The sequence below is a fragment of the Peptoniphilus sp. GNH genome, assembly GCA_021307325.1.
Classification (GTDB): Bacteria; Bacillota; Clostridia; order Tissierellales; family Peptoniphilaceae; genus KA00134.
This window is the reverse complement of the sequence record CP089931.1, coordinates 1,392,074-1,408,026: the sequence shown is the minus strand read 5'-3', so window position 1 is coordinate 1,408,026 and position 15,953 is coordinate 1,392,074. Positions and strand designations below refer to the sequence as shown.

The following is a 15,953-nucleotide window of genomic DNA, read 5'->3' as shown; positions in this document are numbered from 1 at the left end:
CTTTGGTCAAGTCCTCGGCCTATTAGTACTCTCTAGCTTAAAGTATCTCTACTCTTCTACCTTGAGCCTATCTACCTTGTTTTCTTCAAGGGGCCTTACTTGTTGGGAAATCTCATCTTGAGGGGGGCTTCGTGCTTAGATGCTTTCAGCTCTTATCCCTTCCAAACTTAGCTGCTCAGCTATGCACTTGGCAGTACAACTGATGCACCAGAGGTTTGTCCATCCCGGTCCTCTCGTACTAAGGACAGCTCCTCTCAAATTTCCTGCGCCCACGACGGATAGGGACCGAACTGTCTCACGACGTTCTGAACCCAGCTCGCGTGCCTCTTTAATGGGCGAACAGCCCAACCCTTGGGACCTACTACAGCCCCAGGATGAGACGAGCCGACATCGAGGTGCCAAACCTCCCCGTCGATGTGGACTCTTGGGGGAGATAAGCCTGTTATCCCCGGGGTAGCTTTTATCCGTTGAGCGATGGCCCTTCCACGCGGTACCACCGGATCACTAAGTCCGACTTTCGTCTCTGCTCGACTTGTTGGTCTTGCAGTTAAGCTCCCTTTTGCCTTTGTACTCTTTGCACGATTTCCGTCCGTGCTGAGGGAACCTTTGAACGCCTCCGTTACTCTTTTGGAGGCGACCGCCCCAGTCAAACTGCCCAACTGACAGTGTCCTTCTACCTGATTCAAGGTAGGAAGTTAGAACTTTAAGTTTAAAAGAGTGGTATCCCAAAGGTGACTCCACATATACTGGCGTACATGCTTCTTTGTCTCCCACCTATTCTGTACATTTAAACTCAAAATCCAATGTCAGCTTGCAGTAAAGCTCCACGGGGTCTTTCCGTCCTGTCGTGGGTAAGCGGCATCTTTACCGCTACTACAATTTCACCGGATCCTTTGTTGAGACAGTGCCCAAATCGTTACACCTTTCGTGCGGGTCGGAACTTACCCGACAAGGAATTTCGCTACCTTAGGACCGTTATAGTTACGGCCGCCGTTTACTGGGGCTTCAGTTCTAAGCTTCGCTTGCGCTAACTTTTTCCCTTAACCTTCCAGCACCGGGCAGGTGTCAGCTCCTATACTTCGTCTTTCGACTTCGCAGAAACTTATGTTTTTGGTAAACAGTCGCTTGGGCCTTTTTACTGCGGCCTTCCATTTCTGGTTAGGCTCCCCTTCTCCCGAAGTTACGGGGTCATTTTGCCGAGTTCCTTAACAAAGGTTCTTCCGCTCATCTTAGGATTCTCTCCTCACCTACCTGTGTCGGTTTACGGTACGGGCGATTTGTTTCTTGATAGTGGCTTTTCTTGGCAGCTTGGATACGGGCAATTCTCTACTTGTTTTCGATCTGCTTCGCACTTCATCTTTTCTGAGAAACGGATTTGCCTATTCCTCGGACTTTGTGCTTGCACGGTTCACCAACTGACCGCTGCTTTTTTCCTTCTGCGTCCCCACTTACTTTTTTACGATTCAAATCGGTACAGGAATTTCCACCTGTTGTCCATCGACTACGCCTTTCGGCCTTGCCTTAGGTCCCGACTTACCCTGAGTGGACGAGCCTTCCTCAGGATTCCTTGGGTTTTCGATGGGGAGGATTCTCACCTCCCTTGCGCTACTTATGCCAGCATTCTCTCTTGTATATTATCCACAGGGGCTTGCGCCTTCTGCTTCGCCTTTTATACATTGCTCCTCTACCATCTTGCGATCCACGGCTTCGGTATTTGGTTTAGCCCCGGTTATCTTCGGTGCAAAATCACTTGACTAGTGAGCTATTACGCACTCTTTAAATGTATGGCTGCTTCTAAGCCAACATCCTAGTTGTCTCGGTAATTTCACCCCCTTTTCCACTTAACCATTATTTTGGGACCTTAGCCGGTGGTCTGGGTTGTTTCCCTTTTGACAATGAAGCTCATCCCACATTGTCTGACTCCTAACGTTCTAATTTGGTATTCGGAGTTTGATAGGCCTTGGTAATGCTATGCACCCCTTGGCTATTCAGTGCTCTACCCCCAAATTATTTTTTCGTTAAGGCTAGCCCTAAAGCTATTTCGAGGAGAACCAGCTATCTCCGTGTTCGATTGGCTTTTCACCCCTATCCACAGGTCATCCGATAGCTTTTAAACGCTACCCGGTTCGAGCCTCCATTAAATTTTACTTTAACTTCACTCTGCCCATGGATAGATCACACGGTTTCGGGTCTATGGCAACAAACTTTCGCCCTTTTAAGACTCGGTTTCCCTTCGACTTCACCTCTGTAAGGTTTAATCTTGCTTGTTACCATAACTCGCTGGCCCGTTCTACAAAAAGTACACGATTGTGGTGCAGGACCACTTTCGCTGCTTGTTAACATCAGGTTTCAGATTCTTTTTCACTCCCCTCCCGGGGTTCTTTTCACCTTTCCCTCACGGTACTTGTTCGCTATCGGTCACCAAGGAGTGTTTAGCCTTAGGGGGTGGTCCCCCTGTGTTCACACAAAGTTTCTCGTGCTCCGTGCTACTCTTTTGTACTGCTTCTCTTTGCTTTTGTCTACGAGACTGTTACTTTCTTTGGTTCATCTTCCCAGATGATTCGACTAGCTCGGATCTTGCGTTTGTACGGTTGGGCTTCTTCCTGTTCGCTCGCCGCTACTTAGGATATCGAGTTTTCTTTCTTTTCCTCGGGCTACTTAGATGTTTCAGTTCGCCCGGTTCGCTTCCCTATCTTATGTGTTCTGATAGGGATATACAGAGTTTGTCTGTATGGGTTTTCCCATTCGGAGATCTCCGGGTTGTTGGATGTTTGCTCCTTCCCGAAGCTTTTCGCAGCTTACCACGTCCTTCATCGCCTCTTGGTGCCTAGGCATTCGCCTGATGCTTTGATTAACTTGACCTTTGTTTTTACAATAGTTTTTCTATTGTTTCCAGTGAATTGTCATAATCTTTTTTGAAATTTGATTTGACTTTTCTTTTTGTTTTCGTTTTGTAGTTTTCAAGGTTCTTTTGTCGGTTGTGTCCGACTCCTAACACAAGTCTTTGCTTGTGTTAGGTTACATAATACTTGGTATTATGTGGTGGAGATGAGGAGAGTCGAACTCCTGACCTCCTGCTTGCAAGGCAGGCGCTCTCCCAACTGAGCTACACCCCCATGGGTTTTGGTCTTTTTTTGTTTTTGTTTTTGTTCTTTTGCTTTTTGCTTTTTTGTTCCCATTAAAAATTTAAATAGTGTAAGGTGTTTTCCTTAGAAAGGAGGTGATCCAGCCGCACCTTCCGATACGGCTACCTTGTTACGACTTCACCCCAGTCATTGATCCTACCTTCGACGGCTGTCTCCTTGCGGTTGACTCACCGGCTTCGGGTATTACCAACTCCCATGGTGTGACGGGCGGTGTGTACAAGACCCGGGAACGCATTCACCGCAGCATTCTGATCTGCGATTACTAGCAACTCCGGCTTCATGTTCTCGAGTTGCAGAGAACAATCCGAACTGGGATCGGCTTTTTGAGATTTGCTTGATATTACTATTTCGCGGCTCTCTGTACCGACCATTGTAGCACGTGTGTAGCCCAGGACATATAGGGCATGATGATTTGACGTCATCCCCACCTTCCTCCGATTTATCATCGGCAGTCCCTTTAGAGTTCCCATCTTTACATGCTGGCAACTAAAGGTAAGGGTTGCGCTCGTTGCGGGACTTAACCCAACATCTCACGACACGAGCTGACGACAACCATGCACCACCTGTATATAGACTACCGAGGTAGACTAAACTATCTCTAGTTTATTCCTATATATGTCAAGTCCTGGTAAGGTTCTTCGCGTTGCTTCGAATTAAACCACATGCTCCGCTGCTTGTGCGGGTCCCCGTCAATTCCTTTGAGTTTCATGCTTGCGCACGTACTCCCCAGGCGGAGTGCTTAGTGTGTTAACTGCGGCACCGAGATCTCTCCCGACACCTAGCACTCATCGTTTACGGCGTGGACTACCAGGGTATCTAATCCTGTTTGCTCCCCACGCTTTCGTTCCTCAGCGTCAGTTTGTGTCCAGCAAGTCGCCTTCGCCACCGGTATTCTTCCTAATATCTACGCATTTCACCGCTACACTAGGAATTCCACTTGCCTCTCCACTACTCAAGCTATGCAGTTTCTTGTGCTTACAAGGGTTGAGCCCTTGCCTTTCACACGAGACTTGCATTGCCGCCTGCGAACCCTTTACGCCCAGTGATTCCGGACAACGCTTGCTCCCTACGTATTACCGCGGCTGCTGGCACGTAGTTAGCCGGAGCTTCCTCCTATGGTACCGTCATTATCTTCCCATAGGACAGAGCTTTACGATACGAATACCTTCTTCGCTCACGCGGCGTCGCTGCATCAGGGTTTCCCCCATTGTGCAATATTCCCCACTGCTGCCTCCCGTAGGAGTTTGGACCGTGTCTCAGTTCCAATGTGGCCGTTCACCCTCTCAGGCCGGCTACTGATCGTCGCCTTGGTGGGCTGTTATCTCACCAACTAGCTAATCAGTCGCGAGTCCATCTTTGACCGAAGTTCTTTGATTACTTCCTCATGCGAGATTGTAATGTCATCTGGTATTAATCCCGGTTTCCCGAGGCTATCCCTGTGTCAAAGGCAGGTTACTCACGTGTTACTCACCCGTCCGCCGCTAATCTTATCTGATGTCCCTCCGAAAAGTTCTATCTGATCGTCATCGCTCGACTTGCATGTGTTAGGCGCGCCGCCAGCGTTCGTCCTGAGCCAGGATCAAACTCTCGATTAAAATTTCTTTTTTTCGAAAATTTCTAGCTCAACTTTTTCGTTTCACTGACTTTTTCCGCTTTTTTGCTTTCATGTGCTTCTTGTGAAGCTGACTTCTTTGAAGTCTTTTTTCCTTACACTATTTAATTTTCATGGTCTGCTGTTTTAGAACAGCTTATTCATTATAAGACGTCACGGATTTAATGTCAAGTCTTTTTTTAAATTTTTTAAAATTTATTTTTCTTGCCATTCTTCTCTGACGACTGTTATTAAGTTTAATGGCATTTATTATTTTTGTCAAATGGTTTTTTAGTTTTTTTTCGTAATGTTTGAAGATTCGACTTTTTTCTTTTATTTTCTTGGTTTTGGTGCTTTTTGCGACAAAAAATTCTAAAAAAGCTTATATTTAAGTGAGTTTTTTGAGATGTTTTATCGGATAAAAATTTCAGATAAAAAATAGATGCACTTATTTTTGGTGCATCTATTTTTGGGTTTTGAATTTTGCCTTGTTTTATAGGTTTGTTTTTATGGGTTTTCTTATTTATTTAAATATTTCTCGAACTCTTCTGGTATTGGCTTGGTTATATATCCAACTGCCATCACGCTTTCTCCTGTGTGGGCGCCTATGCCACATCCTATGTCTCTTCTTATTATCTCTAGGCTATCTTCTTCTTTTCTTAGCGCTTTTTCAAAGACTTCCACGTCTTCAAGTGTGCTTCCATGGCCTGTTATTATTCTTTCGTCTTTGGTGAAGCTGCCACCTTTTTCTTCTTTCATTATTTCTATCATTTTTTTGATGGTTGCCTTGTTGCCTTTTACCACAGTCTTTGGGACTAGAGCTCCACTTCTTTCAAAGTGAATTATAGGTTTCATGTTTAGTAATTTGCCTACTGTAAAGGAAACTTTTGAGACTCTTCCCCCGTTGTAGAGATGGGTCATGTCAAAGACACTTGCCATGGCTCTTACATTTTCTGTTAGGAAGTCTGCAAATTCACAGACTTTTTCGAAGGGCATGCCGTTTTTTATGGCTTCGTTTAAGTATAAAACGAAAAGAGCATTGCCTACCGAGGCGCTTTTGGTGTCTACTATTTTGTATCTCACACCTTTTTTATCTAAGTTTTCTATCGCCATGCTTGCGGCGCTCCACTCTCCCGTTATGCCGCTTGATAGGGCGATGTAGACTATGTCTTTTCCCTCTTCTATGCATTTTTTGAAGCTTTCTTCTTGGGACTTTAGACTGGGTTGAGATGTTTTAAAGATTATTCCCTCTCTTTGTTTTTCAAATAGGGTTTTTGCATCTATGTCTATCCTGTCCTTATACTCTTTTTCGCCCTCTATTACTGTTATGGGTATCCAAATTATATTATTTTCTTCTAAGAACTCTATTCCTAAGTCACAACCCGTTCCTGTTATAAGTTGCGTTGCCATTATATATTTCTCCTTACTTTTTTCTTGTATGAGTATTTTCCTATATTTTATTCTTTTTGGCAAGGCTTACGGAACAATTAGTTTTTAATATTACTAATTTTAGTTTTTGAAATAGTTTTGTAAACTTTTAATCGTCTAGACTTAAATCAAAACCTTGAGAAACTATACTTCTAACTACTAAATCTCTTTTTCCTACTATATTTAAAGATTTTTTTACAACTTGATCGGAGAAGCAGTCACTTCTTCTGCCTTGGTCTCTGGTGTCGTAGTAGGTTTGCATTTCTTGGTCATAGTCTTTTATTTTTTCTAGATAATTTGTTTCTATTTTGTATTCGTCTTCAAAAAATTTGAGATCCATCTTCATTCTCGGTTTTATTTGCGGTTTTTGGTTGGGGTATCCAAATCCCAAACCAACTATCGGAAATGTCCCCTTGGGTAAATTTAGAACTTCTATCGTCTTTTCATAGTCATTTAAGATGCAGCCGAAGAATACAGTTCCAAGCCCCAGGCTTTCGGCAGCTGTGACAACTTGCTGAGCTTGGATTACTCCATCTGTGAAGCCTTGGAAAAATTTGTCCATGTCAATTTTATCGAGGCTACTTTTTGTCTTTTCTTTTAGGATTTGATTATTCCTGAAAGTGTCAACTATAAATATCCATAGCTCTGGTACTCTTGCCAAGTACTCTTGGCCACCTATTTTTGCCAGAGCCTTTCTTTTTTCCTGGTCCTTTACCCTTATTATTGAAGATTGTTGCATGCCTGTTGAGCTTGCAGCCCGATTTGCAGCCTGCTTTAAAACTTCTATTATTTCTTTTGATACAACATCTTTTGTGAACTCTCTAATCGTTGTGTGATTTAACATTTTTTCGAAACTCATAATGCAACTCCTTTTAATTTCTACTTATATTATATCATTAGTTTTGTTATGCCTTTTAAAAGCTTTTAAAATGATCTCGCTATTGTTCTAGATTTGATTTGCTGCCAACCTTATATTTTAAAATAAAAAGCTATGAGCGAAAACTCATAGCTTTTATAGTTTTATTGTTTTTTGATTGGCTTTTGAGGCTAATTTTATGATTTTATTTGCACATATTGCGAATAGATAACCTAAAAGTAGTCCGACTGCTACGTCTGTTGGGTAGTGGACATAGGCATAGAGCCTTGAAAATCCCATTATGAGGGCTAGGATAAAGAATATTTTCCCGGCTTTTTTGTATTCATAATAAATTGATTTTGCAAAGGCCATGGCTGCATAGGAATGTCCTGATGGGAAGGAGTAGTCTTTTAAGCTTGCGACTATCATTTTTACATCTTTGAAGTTATAGGGTCTTGGTCTTGCTATGATTGGTTTTAGGATGAAGTTTCCAACTATTAGGCAAAGTATCAGAGATATTATAACTCTTATGCCTATTTTTCTGCTTTTCCTTTTTATAAGTAGGACAAGGCCCATCAAAATGAAGATAAGTCCCCCATCCCCCAAGCTGGTATAGATGGCAAATATTTTATCTAAGACTGGATTTCTGAGCTGATATATTAAATCTAAGATTTTAAATTCCACTTTTTATCCTTTGGTATTCTTTTAAGCCTGCCTTTAGTATCTTTACAGATTTTTTGATGTCTTGCTCATTTATTACAAACGCCAATCTTAGTTTGGTCTTTCCTTTTTCGGGATCTCTGTAAAATCCTTGTCCCGGGGCTACCATTACGGTTTCTCCACCTAGCTCAAAGTCTGTCAAAAGCCACTTGGCAAAATCTAGTGTGTCTTCTACTGGAAATTCCGGGAATATGTAGAAGGCTCCCTTGGTTTTTTCGACTTTTACTCCAGGTATGTCAATAAGACCTTGATAAATGATATCTCTTCTTTTTTGATATTGCTTGTTGACTTCTTGGAAGTAGGATTTATCTGTGTTGTAAAGTTCTGCTGCCCCATATTGATCTAGGGTCGATACAGAAAGCCTACCATTGCAAAGCTTGTTTACGCATTCTAGCACTTTCTTGTTTTTGCATGCCAAAGATCCTATTCTCGCCCCACAAGCTGAAAATCTTTTAGATATGGAATCCAAGAGGACGAGTCTATCTTCTATTTCTTTTACATTGGCAAAAGAATAAAAGACCTCGCCATCATATACAAATTCTCTATAAACTTCATCGGCTATTATGAACATATCCCTTTCGATGGCAATTTCTGCAATCATTTGGATTTCTTCTTTTGTATAAACTGCTCCTGTAGGATTGCCCGGATTGGAGAGCAAAAATGCCCTTGATCTGGGTCTTAAAATTTTCTCTATGTCCTTTTTGGCTGGCAGTCTGTAACCGTCTTCCACTTTGGTTTCAAAGGTTCGACATACTGCTCCGGTAAGATCTAAATAGGTTTGATAGTTGGAATAGTAGGGGTCACAAGTTATGATTTCATCGCCCACATCTATACAGGTTGTAAGGGCGAAGTCCAAAGCCTCAGATGCTCCCTGGGTTATATAAATCTCGTCCATATCAAAATCTATACCTATGCTCTTGTAGTAATTTGATGTGGCTTTTCTCAAGGCTTCAAACCCCTTTGAAGGGGCATATGCCAAGGTCTTTTCTTCAAAATTTCTCACCGCATCGAAAAATGCTTGTGGCGTTTCCACATCGGGTGCGCCAATGTTTAGATGGTAAACTTTTTTACCTTGTCTTACTGCTTGATCTGCATAGGGGGTGAGCATTCTTATTGCTGAAAATTCTATTCCCTGTCCACGTTTTGAAATATTCATCTTAAATCCTCAATTCTGTTTTCTTTCAAAAGATTATAGCAGTAAAGTCCTAATATTTAAAGGCTTCTTCACAAAATTGTCCTTAAATCTTTTCCAAAAAATTTAAGGGCAGTAAATTTTTGATAAACTCTTGAAAAGACCCTGTCAGTGTATGTATTTGACAAATCCTTGATGTCCAGGTTTGTAGATATTAAATTTTTCTTGCCTCTTAAGAGTCTGGAGTTTATGAGGTTAAAAATCTCAGAGTTGGTAAAGCTTGTGGAAAGCTCTACTCCCAAATCGTCAACTATCAAAAGGTCGCATCCGTATAAGAGGTCGTATTTGTACTTGGCATCCTCGCTAACATTCTTTGAAAATTTGACATCTTCCATGAGTTTTACCATGGAAAAAGCTGTCATGTAGATTACTTGCTTATTTTTTTCCATGAGATACTTGGCTATGCAGTTTGAAATGAAAGTCTTGCCTAGTCCGGGCTTGCCGTAAAACAGGAGGTTCATATCATTTTTTTTGTCAAAAGTTTTTATGAAAAGTTCGACAACTTTCATGATATCTCTTATGTTTTGTCTGGGGCTCATCCCTTCTTTGGCATCAATTTGATCGGAAAAGGCTTCATAGTTGAAGCTTTTGAAGTTTTCTCTTTCTAAGACGTGGGATATGCCTGATTGGTCAAAGAGCTTTAAAGTCAGCCTCTTGTTAAAGCACTTGCATCTTTTTTGGTCTATAAATCCTTGGTCTTTGCAGATTTTACAAGAGTATCTCATATCCAAATAGTCCTTCTTGTAGCCAGCTTTTATAAGAAGTTCTTCCTTGTCTTTTTCTAATCTTTCAAGTTCTGATGTCAGTTTTTTGACTGTGTTTTTGTCCGGATTTTTTATTTGCAAGAGGGCTGTTTCGATGACTTTTTGCTTGATCTCATTTTCCAACTCAGAAAATCCCTTGACCTTCTCTTCCACTTCCAGATATCTGTTTTTCTGCTCTATTAAATTTTTGTTGCGCAAGTTTTCATAGTCTCTTATGATTTGCTTGTAAATATTATTATTCATTGCCTTCCTCTATCTGTTTTAAAAGTAGGTCTCTCTTCTTTTTGACCATCTCTTCCATTTCATTTCTGGAAAGGTCTTTTGTATGACCTTCAAAATTGTGAAATTTGGTCTTTCTAAAGTTTTCCTTTTCTTGAGCTTCCTTTTTGTCAAACAGCTCTATTTCTTCTGGCCTTGTGATGCCCTTTTTATGCCAAGAAGATAGGATTGAGTCAAAGTAGTTGAGGTTGGGCTTGTCTATATTTACCACTCTTTTTAGGGCTTCCTTTACCAAGTCCATATCAAAAAGGAAAAGGTCAAACCACTTGTTTACCAGCTCAAAATCCGCATCTGTAAAGGGTTTTGAGCCAAGTCCTATGGTCTTCATGACTTCGTTGTATCTGTAATATTTTTCATCATGGGCTCTGAAAGCTTCCTCCACAGCTTCCATGCTTCTTATGTTCTTCTCAGACCAAGTTCTTATAATTTTTTCTACATACTTGATTTTGTAAACATTTTGCCTTTCGCAGGCGTACTTGAAAGCCTCCAAAATAATTTGCGGGGGCATATTATAAATTTCAATCCAAGATGCCAAGTCCTGCTTGTCCATGGGCGAGATTGTCCTTCTCATCAGAAATTCAACTTTTGAGAGCATATCAGCTATTATGGGATTGGTCATAGTTTCGACCAAGTCCTTTTTTTCTTCAGTCTTGGCAAAATATACATTTTCTACGAAAAGTTTCTTTAGATTTAAAAATACAATCGAATCATCTTCTCTTTTTATGATTCCCATTTCTTCCCAGTAATCCCAGGCTCTTACTATGTCGTTTTCGATGACTCCCAAGAGGTCTGCCAATATCTTGTTATTTACTTCTTCGTCCTCTCTTGCTCTTCTCAGGCCGAGAAGGTATATCTTTACAAAATTTCCGTCTGCCCAAGGCATGAAAGAGTCGATAAAAATATTTTCCACGCTGGTGGAACCCAAATTCATCTTCAAATCTTTTTCTATTTTAATCTTCATCTTATCTCCTCAATCTCATTTTATAGTAGTAAAAAAAGTCTAAAAACAAGAACTTAAAAAAATATTTCTTGAGTCTTAAATTTTCTTCTTTTGTAAAATCAATCGGATCAGCCTTATATGGAGCAAGTCCCTTGTAGACAGTTTCAAATCCCAAAGACCTATAACAAGATATCGCCCTTTTATTAAAGCATGCCACTCTTAAATTAAATTCCACTAGTCCGAGATTTTTATGAGCCTCGTCCATTATTAGCTCCAGGGCCTGATGGCCGATTTTCCTATTTACCTTATTTGGATCTAAGACTATTCCAAGCTCGCAAGAAGCCATAACTTCATTTATATTTTTTATAGCTACATATCCACAAGGAGAACCGTCCTCTAGTATGGCAAAATAATAGGCCTTGGGGCTTTCAATCTTCCACCTGTACCATTCCATGATTTCATTTTCCCCTCTTGCCAAAAAATTATAATCTGACAAGTAGGCTTCCTCGTGGACTCCCCAATATTCAAAACTCAAAGCATCCTCATAAGTTAGAGGCCTAAGTGTAACATTCATATCTATACCTCTGTTTATATATTATACAAGAAAAACTCAAGTCCGTCCTTTTATCTTTTTAGCTAAGAATTTAAGGTAATTTAAAACCCCGGCTTTTGCCAGGGTCTATTTTACTTTTTATCTTCAGCTTTTGTGTTTTCATTAGTGCTTTTATTTGTGGTTTGAGAGCCTTCTTCTTTTTGTGTTGTCTTTACTTCTTCAGGTAAAATTGTAACTGGATCTTCTGGGTCCAAAACGCTTACCCAAGTCCTGCCCCTCTTTAGAGTTATTTCATTACCATTTAAATCTTTAAAGATAGTCTTGGCATGCACATCACTTTTTTCCCAAATGATCTCCTCTACCTTTCCTCTTGAGACAAAAAGACCCTTGCCTGAGCCTATATGATCTATTGTAAGTGTTCCAAGAGGGCCTGTTACTCTTGAAGATGCAAACTCTACAATCAAGTTGTCAGCTGTGACAAATCCCTCATTTGTAGAAGAGGCTATAAATTTTTCATCTATCAAGGGGGTGCCATTTCTTATAATCTTATAAGCATCCAAATCCTTGTCATAGATATACTTCATCTCATGAGTGGGGTTAAAGCTAAGAGTAATCTCATCGCAGGCTCTAGTTGCCTTCTCCATGACTTCATCATCCCCAAATTTGAAGGGCCTAAAGCTTCCAGTCTTAGAAATCTTTCTCTTATCCATTTGCGCCAAGATTAACTCATCAGTTGTATAGCCATTGTGGGGTTTTTTCTTCTTTACTTCCTTATTTCTAAAAAAGCTTATGCCTTCCAAGGCTATGCCATCCAAATCATCAAGGCCAGCAGCAGCTATTTCGTTGTAGCCAGCTTCTGAACCTCCCCAATGTATGTAAAGAGCTTGGTACTCAGCCGCTGTATCTACAAAATAAGGTCTTGCAGATCTGATTGGCCCTACAATCTTTGGATAGTCCTTTTGGTAAAGAGCCAAATATCTTGTAAATTCCCCCTCAGCCTTAAACTCATAAATCACTTCTGCATCTAAAAGACCGGATTGAGGTTGTGCATCAGGGTGGTTGTCAATCATGATCCCTATTACTCTCTTATCGTCAATTATTGAGTCTACTTGACTGCCTCCCAGAGGTGAAAATATCCTCTCATCCTTTACTTCCTCTTCTTTTACTTCCTTCTCCTTTTCTGCAACATTCTTGTCCTTGCAAGCAAAAAGTAAAAGGCTTGATATAAGTAAAAGTAAAAATATTAATTTTTTCTTCATTACTGCCTCCTTATTTTCTTATTATTACATACTATCTTATGATTTTCTATTATAATGTTTAGAGGGGGTTGTATGGAAAAGAAAATTTCTCTAGCAAAATTATTTTTTACTTTTTTTAAAGTAAATGCCATCACCTTTGGCGGTGGCTATACTATCGTACCTGTTTTAAAAGACATCTTCGTAAATGACTACAAGCTTATCAAGGAAGATGAGATGCTTGATATAGTCGCCCTTGCCCAATCAGGTCCGGGCGCCATGGCAATTTCTACATCTCTTTTAACAGGCTATAAACTCAGAGGTCCCTTGGGAGCTATCACCTGCCTTGTGGCATCTGTCCTTCCCTGTCTTATAATACTTGGCATAATATCCAATTATTACAAGGCTTTTAAGGCCAACTTTTATATAAATGCCGCCTTAAAGGGCATAGGCGGGATTGTGTCAGCAGTCCTTTTTGTAACTGTCTTTAATATGGGAAAGACTGCCTATAAAAAAAATCCGATTTTTTCAAGTTTTGTGATGCTTCTTGTATTTATAATAGGATATTTCACATCTGTAAACACTGCCCTATTGATTCTTTTATCTGCCCTTTTTGGCCTTTCTTACTTCTGCATTGACAAGATGAGGAGGAGAAAGGATGTTTGATTTGTTTTTTGTCTTTTTAAAGATCGGAGCCTTGGCATTTGGAGGCGGCTATGCAGTTTTAAGTCTTATAATCTATTATGTCATTGATGTAAAGGCTTGGCTTATGACAAGCGAGCTTATGGATTTAGTGAGCATTTCGCAAATGACACCTGGGCCAATAGCTATAAATTCAGCCACCTTTGTCGGTCAAAAAGTAGACGGATTTATCGGATCTATTTTGGCAACTCTTGGAGTGACCCTGCCCCAATTTATACTTATGATGATTCTTGGCTACTTTCTCTTTTCCAAGGGCAAAAAATTTAAAATTTTGGATTGGATTTTGATGGGCATCAAATCAGGAGTGGTTTCTCTTATACTTATTTCTGCCATCTCCCTTTTTAAAAGCTCTGTATTTGATGGCGATATTTGCCTGCAAAATATAAGTCCAGTTGCTGCTTCTTGTTTTATTCTGGGACTTGTCCTCTATATAAAAAAGATAAGTCTTTTTAAGCTTATTGCCCTGGGGGCAGTTTTGGGTATTTTATTGTCAACTTTTTTAAAATAAGATATTCTAAGAGAGATAAAAACAAATTTTAAACTATAATTTTGCAAATACTTGAAGATTTCTTCAAATCTATAAATTTAATTTGGCTCAAATTTAAAAATAGAGGTCAAGACTTTTATATCCTGACCTCTTTTTATATATACTATTTTAGAATCGCTAAGTATGTGTTTTGCCATTTTATATTTTTTAGCTTTCAACCCCTATATACTATGGCTCCATCTACAAGGGTGTATTTAATTTTTCCTAAAAGGCTTTGCCCCCTAAAGGGTGTGTTTGAAGATTTTGACTTGAAGTCTTTATAGCTTGTTTTTTCTTTTGTCGAGAACAAGACCAAATCTGCTGCTTTTCCTTCTTGAACTTTTCCTGCATCAAATTTATAAATCTTGGCTGGATTTAAGCTCATTTTTTCAATAACTTGAGAAAGGCTAAGATGACCTGGCTCTACAAGATATTTTAAGGCAAGAGAAAAGGCCGTTTCCAAACCTATCATACCGCTCGGGCATTTCTCAAAGGCTCTCGCTTTTTCATCTAAGGTGTGGGGAGCGTGGTCTGTTGCTATCATATCAATGGTGCCATCTTTTAGACCACAAATAATTGCAAGTCTGTCCTCTTCTTCTCTTAGAGGAGGATTTACCTTTGCCAAACTTCCAAACTCTACAATAGCTTGGTCTGTTAGAGAAAAATGATGGGCAGTCGCCTCGGCATAGACCTTTACTCCTTCTTTTTTAGCTTGGCGAACCAAATCCACACTTTCTTTAGCGCTTATGTGCTGGATGTTTATCTGGGCTCCAGTTTTTTTGGCTATGGCTATATCTCTTTTTACCATGCTTATCTCACTTTGTCTGGGTGCTCCCTTCATATTTAACATTTTTGAAATTTTGCCTTCGTTTATGCCGGCAAGACCTATCATCTTTCTGTCCTCTTCATGCAAGCTGAGAATAAAGTCATATTTTACAGCTTCCTTGCAGGCCCTTTCCATGGTTTCCTCTTTCAAAATTGCTATCCCATCATCGCTTAGGCAAATGGCTCCCGCTTCTTTTAGCCTTTTGAAGTCTGTGAGTTCCTCGCCCCTAAAACCCTTGCTGATTGCCGCCACAGAGTGAATATGAATTTTTTGTCTTCTCATTTTTTCCTGAATTTTTTCTAACTCTTCAGGCGAGTCGATTATGGGTTTAGTATTTGCCATGGCAACTAGTCTTGTAAAGCCTCCGGCAGCTCCAGCAGCTGCTCCACTTTCTATGGTTTCCTTGTGAGTTTGACCCGGTTCTCTCAAGTGAACATGACCATCTATAAATCCAGGAGCACAAACCAACCCCTCTGCATCTAAAACTTCTTCGCAGGCTTCGATTTTTGGGGCAATCTTTGCAATTTTTCCGTCTTTAATGAGTAGGTCGACCCTAGCATCAAAATTAGATGCCGGGTCAATGAGGCGGGTGTTTTTTATTAACATATCTTATCCTACTTTTTCATATTTCGGCTGCCCGGTTTTACTATTGGCTTATTTTGCTTGCAAAGAGGGCAGTCCTTTTCTTCGAAAGAGTCCACATCTAAACTGATTACTGAGTATATGGGATACTTGTCTAGAGTTTTTTTGCTGGAGCGGTTGATAATACAACTTATACCAAGCACCTCTGCTCCTAGAGCTTCTATTGCCCTTATGGCTTCAAGAGACGATTTTCCAGTTGTGACTACATCTTCAGAAACCAAAACTCTTTGACCCGGCTTTATTTGAAAACCTCGGCGCAACTTGACAACCCCTTCTTCACGTTCAGTAAACATGGATATGACTTTTAATTGCCTTGCAAGCTCATAGGCTGGCAAGACTCCTCCTATGGCTGGGCCGACTATTACATCCAAGTTTAGATCCTCAACTTGCTTTTTAATTTCTTCCATGACTTCTTCCGCCTTTTTAGGATCTTGTAAGACCTTGGCACATTGGATGTAGGTGTCTGCATGACGACCAGATGATAGAAGAAAGTGTCCCTTCATTATTGCTCCCGTTTCTTTTAAAATATCCATTATTTTTTCCATATTAACTC

Annotated in this window: 12 protein-coding genes, 1 tRNA gene and 2 rRNA genes; 2 read left to right on the top strand and 13 right to left on the bottom strand. The window is 40.3% G+C overall.

Annotation, left to right across the window (positions count from 1 at the left end; all coding sequences use genetic code 11):
- Positions 1-2: 2 nt before the first annotated feature.
- The 11 genes from LV469_06915 to LV469_06865 form a co-directional block, all read right to left on the bottom strand.
- Positions 3-2,862 (bottom strand): 23S ribosomal RNA (locus LV469_06915).
- A 178-nt stretch (positions 2,863-3,040) separates the two neighbouring features.
- Positions 3,041-3,116 (bottom strand) — tRNA-Ala (locus LV469_06910).
- 97 nt (positions 3,117-3,213) lie between these two features.
- A 16S ribosomal RNA gene (locus tag LV469_06905) occupies positions 3,214-4,741 on the bottom strand.
- The 16S and 23S rRNA genes sit together here with 1 tRNA gene alongside, the layout of an rRNA operon.
- Positions 4,742-5,256: 515 nt before the next feature.
- Positions 5,257-6,147 carry a DegV family protein gene (locus tag LV469_06900; protein ID UHR02370.1) on the bottom strand — a complete coding sequence of 297 codons (891 nt, stop codon included), beginning with the start codon at positions 6,145-6,147 and terminating at the stop codon, positions 5,257-5,259.
- Positions 6,148-6,274: 127 nt separating this feature from the next.
- Positions 6,275-7,024, bottom strand: coding sequence for a nitroreductase family protein (locus LV469_06895; GenBank protein UHR02369.1), 750 nt, complete (start codon positions 7,022-7,024; stop codon positions 6,275-6,277).
- 153 nt (positions 7,025-7,177) lie between these two features.
- Positions 7,178-7,705: a phosphatase PAP2 family protein gene (locus tag LV469_06890; protein ID UHR02368.1), complete on the bottom strand. Its 528-nt coding sequence runs from the start codon at positions 7,703-7,705 to the stop codon at positions 7,178-7,180.
- Entirely contained in the window at positions 7,695-8,897 is a 1,203-nt protein-coding gene (locus tag LV469_06885; protein UHR02367.1) for a pyridoxal phosphate-dependent aminotransferase, read from the bottom strand. The genes LV469_06890 and LV469_06885 overlap by 11 nt, the downstream gene beginning before the upstream one ends.
- 68 nt (positions 8,898-8,965) lie before the next feature.
- Positions 8,966-9,940 carry an ATP-binding protein gene (locus LV469_06880; GenBank protein UHR02366.1) on the bottom strand — a complete coding sequence of 325 codons (975 nt, stop codon included), beginning with the start codon at positions 9,938-9,940 and terminating at the stop codon, positions 8,966-8,968.
- Positions 9,933-10,937, bottom strand: a complete 1,005-nt coding sequence (locus LV469_06875) for a DnaD domain protein (GenBank protein UHR02365.1) — start codon at positions 10,935-10,937, stop codon at positions 9,933-9,935. The genes LV469_06880 and LV469_06875 overlap by 8 nt, the downstream gene beginning before the upstream one ends.
- A gap of 1 nt (position 10,938) precedes the next feature.
- Positions 10,939-11,490: a GNAT family N-acetyltransferase gene (locus tag LV469_06870; protein UHR02364.1), complete on the bottom strand. Its 552-nt coding sequence runs from the start codon at positions 11,488-11,490 to the stop codon at positions 10,939-10,941.
- Positions 11,491-11,600: 110 nt separating this feature from the next.
- The gene (locus tag LV469_06865) at positions 11,601-12,728 is read right to left on the bottom strand and encodes a DUF3048 domain-containing protein (GenBank protein UHR02363.1); all 1,128 of its coding nucleotides are present in this window, start codon (positions 12,726-12,728) and stop codon (positions 11,601-11,603) included.
- Positions 12,729-12,800: 72 nt separating this feature from the next.
- On the opposite strand from LV469_06865, the gene LV469_06860 reads away from it, so the two are divergent.
- Both LV469_06860 and LV469_06855 read left to right on the top strand, forming a co-directional pair.
- A complete protein-coding gene (locus LV469_06860; protein ID UHR02362.1) occupies positions 12,801-13,370 on the top strand; it encodes a chromate transporter in 570 nt (189 codons plus the stop codon).
- Entirely contained in the window at positions 13,363-13,914 is a 552-nt protein-coding gene (locus tag LV469_06855) for a chromate transporter (protein ID UHR02361.1), read from the top strand. Before LV469_06860 ends, LV469_06855 begins: the two co-directional genes overlap by 8 nt.
- A gap of 193 nt (positions 13,915-14,107) precedes the next feature.
- Here the strand turns inward: LV469_06855 and LV469_06850 are convergent, their stop codons facing one another.
- Together LV469_06850 and pyrE are read right to left on the bottom strand one after the other, a co-directional pair.
- Complete coding sequence (locus LV469_06850) at positions 14,108-15,364, bottom strand: dihydroorotase (GenBank protein ID UHR02360.1); 1,257 nt, start codon at positions 15,362-15,364, stop codon at positions 14,108-14,110.
- A gap of 8 nt (positions 15,365-15,372) precedes the next feature.
- Positions 15,373-15,945: an orotate phosphoribosyltransferase gene (gene pyrE, locus LV469_06845; GenBank protein ID UHR02359.1), complete on the bottom strand. Its 573-nt coding sequence runs from the start codon at positions 15,943-15,945 to the stop codon at positions 15,373-15,375.
- Positions 15,946-15,953: the final 8 nt, after the last annotated feature.

What these genes read in the sequence shown, in the direction of transcription:
- LV469_06900 (UHR02370.1), bottom strand. Translation starts at nt 6,147, where the DNA reads ATGGCAACGCAACTTATAACAGGAACGGGTTGTGACTTAGGAATAGAG.
- LV469_06895 (UHR02369.1), bottom strand. Translation starts at nt 7,024, where the DNA reads ATGAGTTTCGAAAAAATGTTAAATCACACAACGATTAGAGAGTTCACA.
- LV469_06885 (UHR02367.1), bottom strand. Translation starts at nt 8,897, where the DNA reads ATGAATATTTCAAAACGTGGACAGGGAATAGAATTTTCAGCAATAAGA.
- LV469_06880 (UHR02366.1), bottom strand. Translation starts at nt 9,940, where the DNA reads ATGAATAATAATATTTACAAGCAAATCATAAGAGACTATGAAAACTTG.
- LV469_06875 (UHR02365.1), bottom strand. Translation starts at nt 10,937, where the DNA reads ATGAAGATTAAAATAGAAAAAGATTTGAAGATGAATTTGGGTTCCACC.
- LV469_06870 (UHR02364.1), bottom strand. Translation starts at nt 11,490, where the DNA reads ATGAATGTTACACTTAGGCCTCTAACTTATGAGGATGCTTTGAGTTTT.
- LV469_06865 (UHR02363.1), bottom strand. Translation starts at nt 12,728, where the DNA reads ATGAAGAAAAAATTAATATTTTTACTTTTACTTATATCAAGCCTTTTA.
- LV469_06860 (UHR02362.1), top strand. Translation starts at nt 12,801, where the DNA reads ATGGAAAAGAAAATTTCTCTAGCAAAATTATTTTTTACTTTTTTTAAA.
- LV469_06855 (UHR02361.1), top strand. Translation starts at nt 13,363, where the DNA reads ATGTTTGATTTGTTTTTTGTCTTTTTAAAGATCGGAGCCTTGGCATTT.
- LV469_06850 (UHR02360.1), bottom strand. Translation starts at nt 15,364, where the DNA reads ATGTTAATAAAAAACACCCGCCTCATTGACCCGGCATCTAATTTTGAT.
- pyrE (UHR02359.1), bottom strand. Translation starts at nt 15,945, where the DNA reads ATGGAAAAAATAATGGATATTTTAAAAGAAACGGGAGCAATAATGAAG.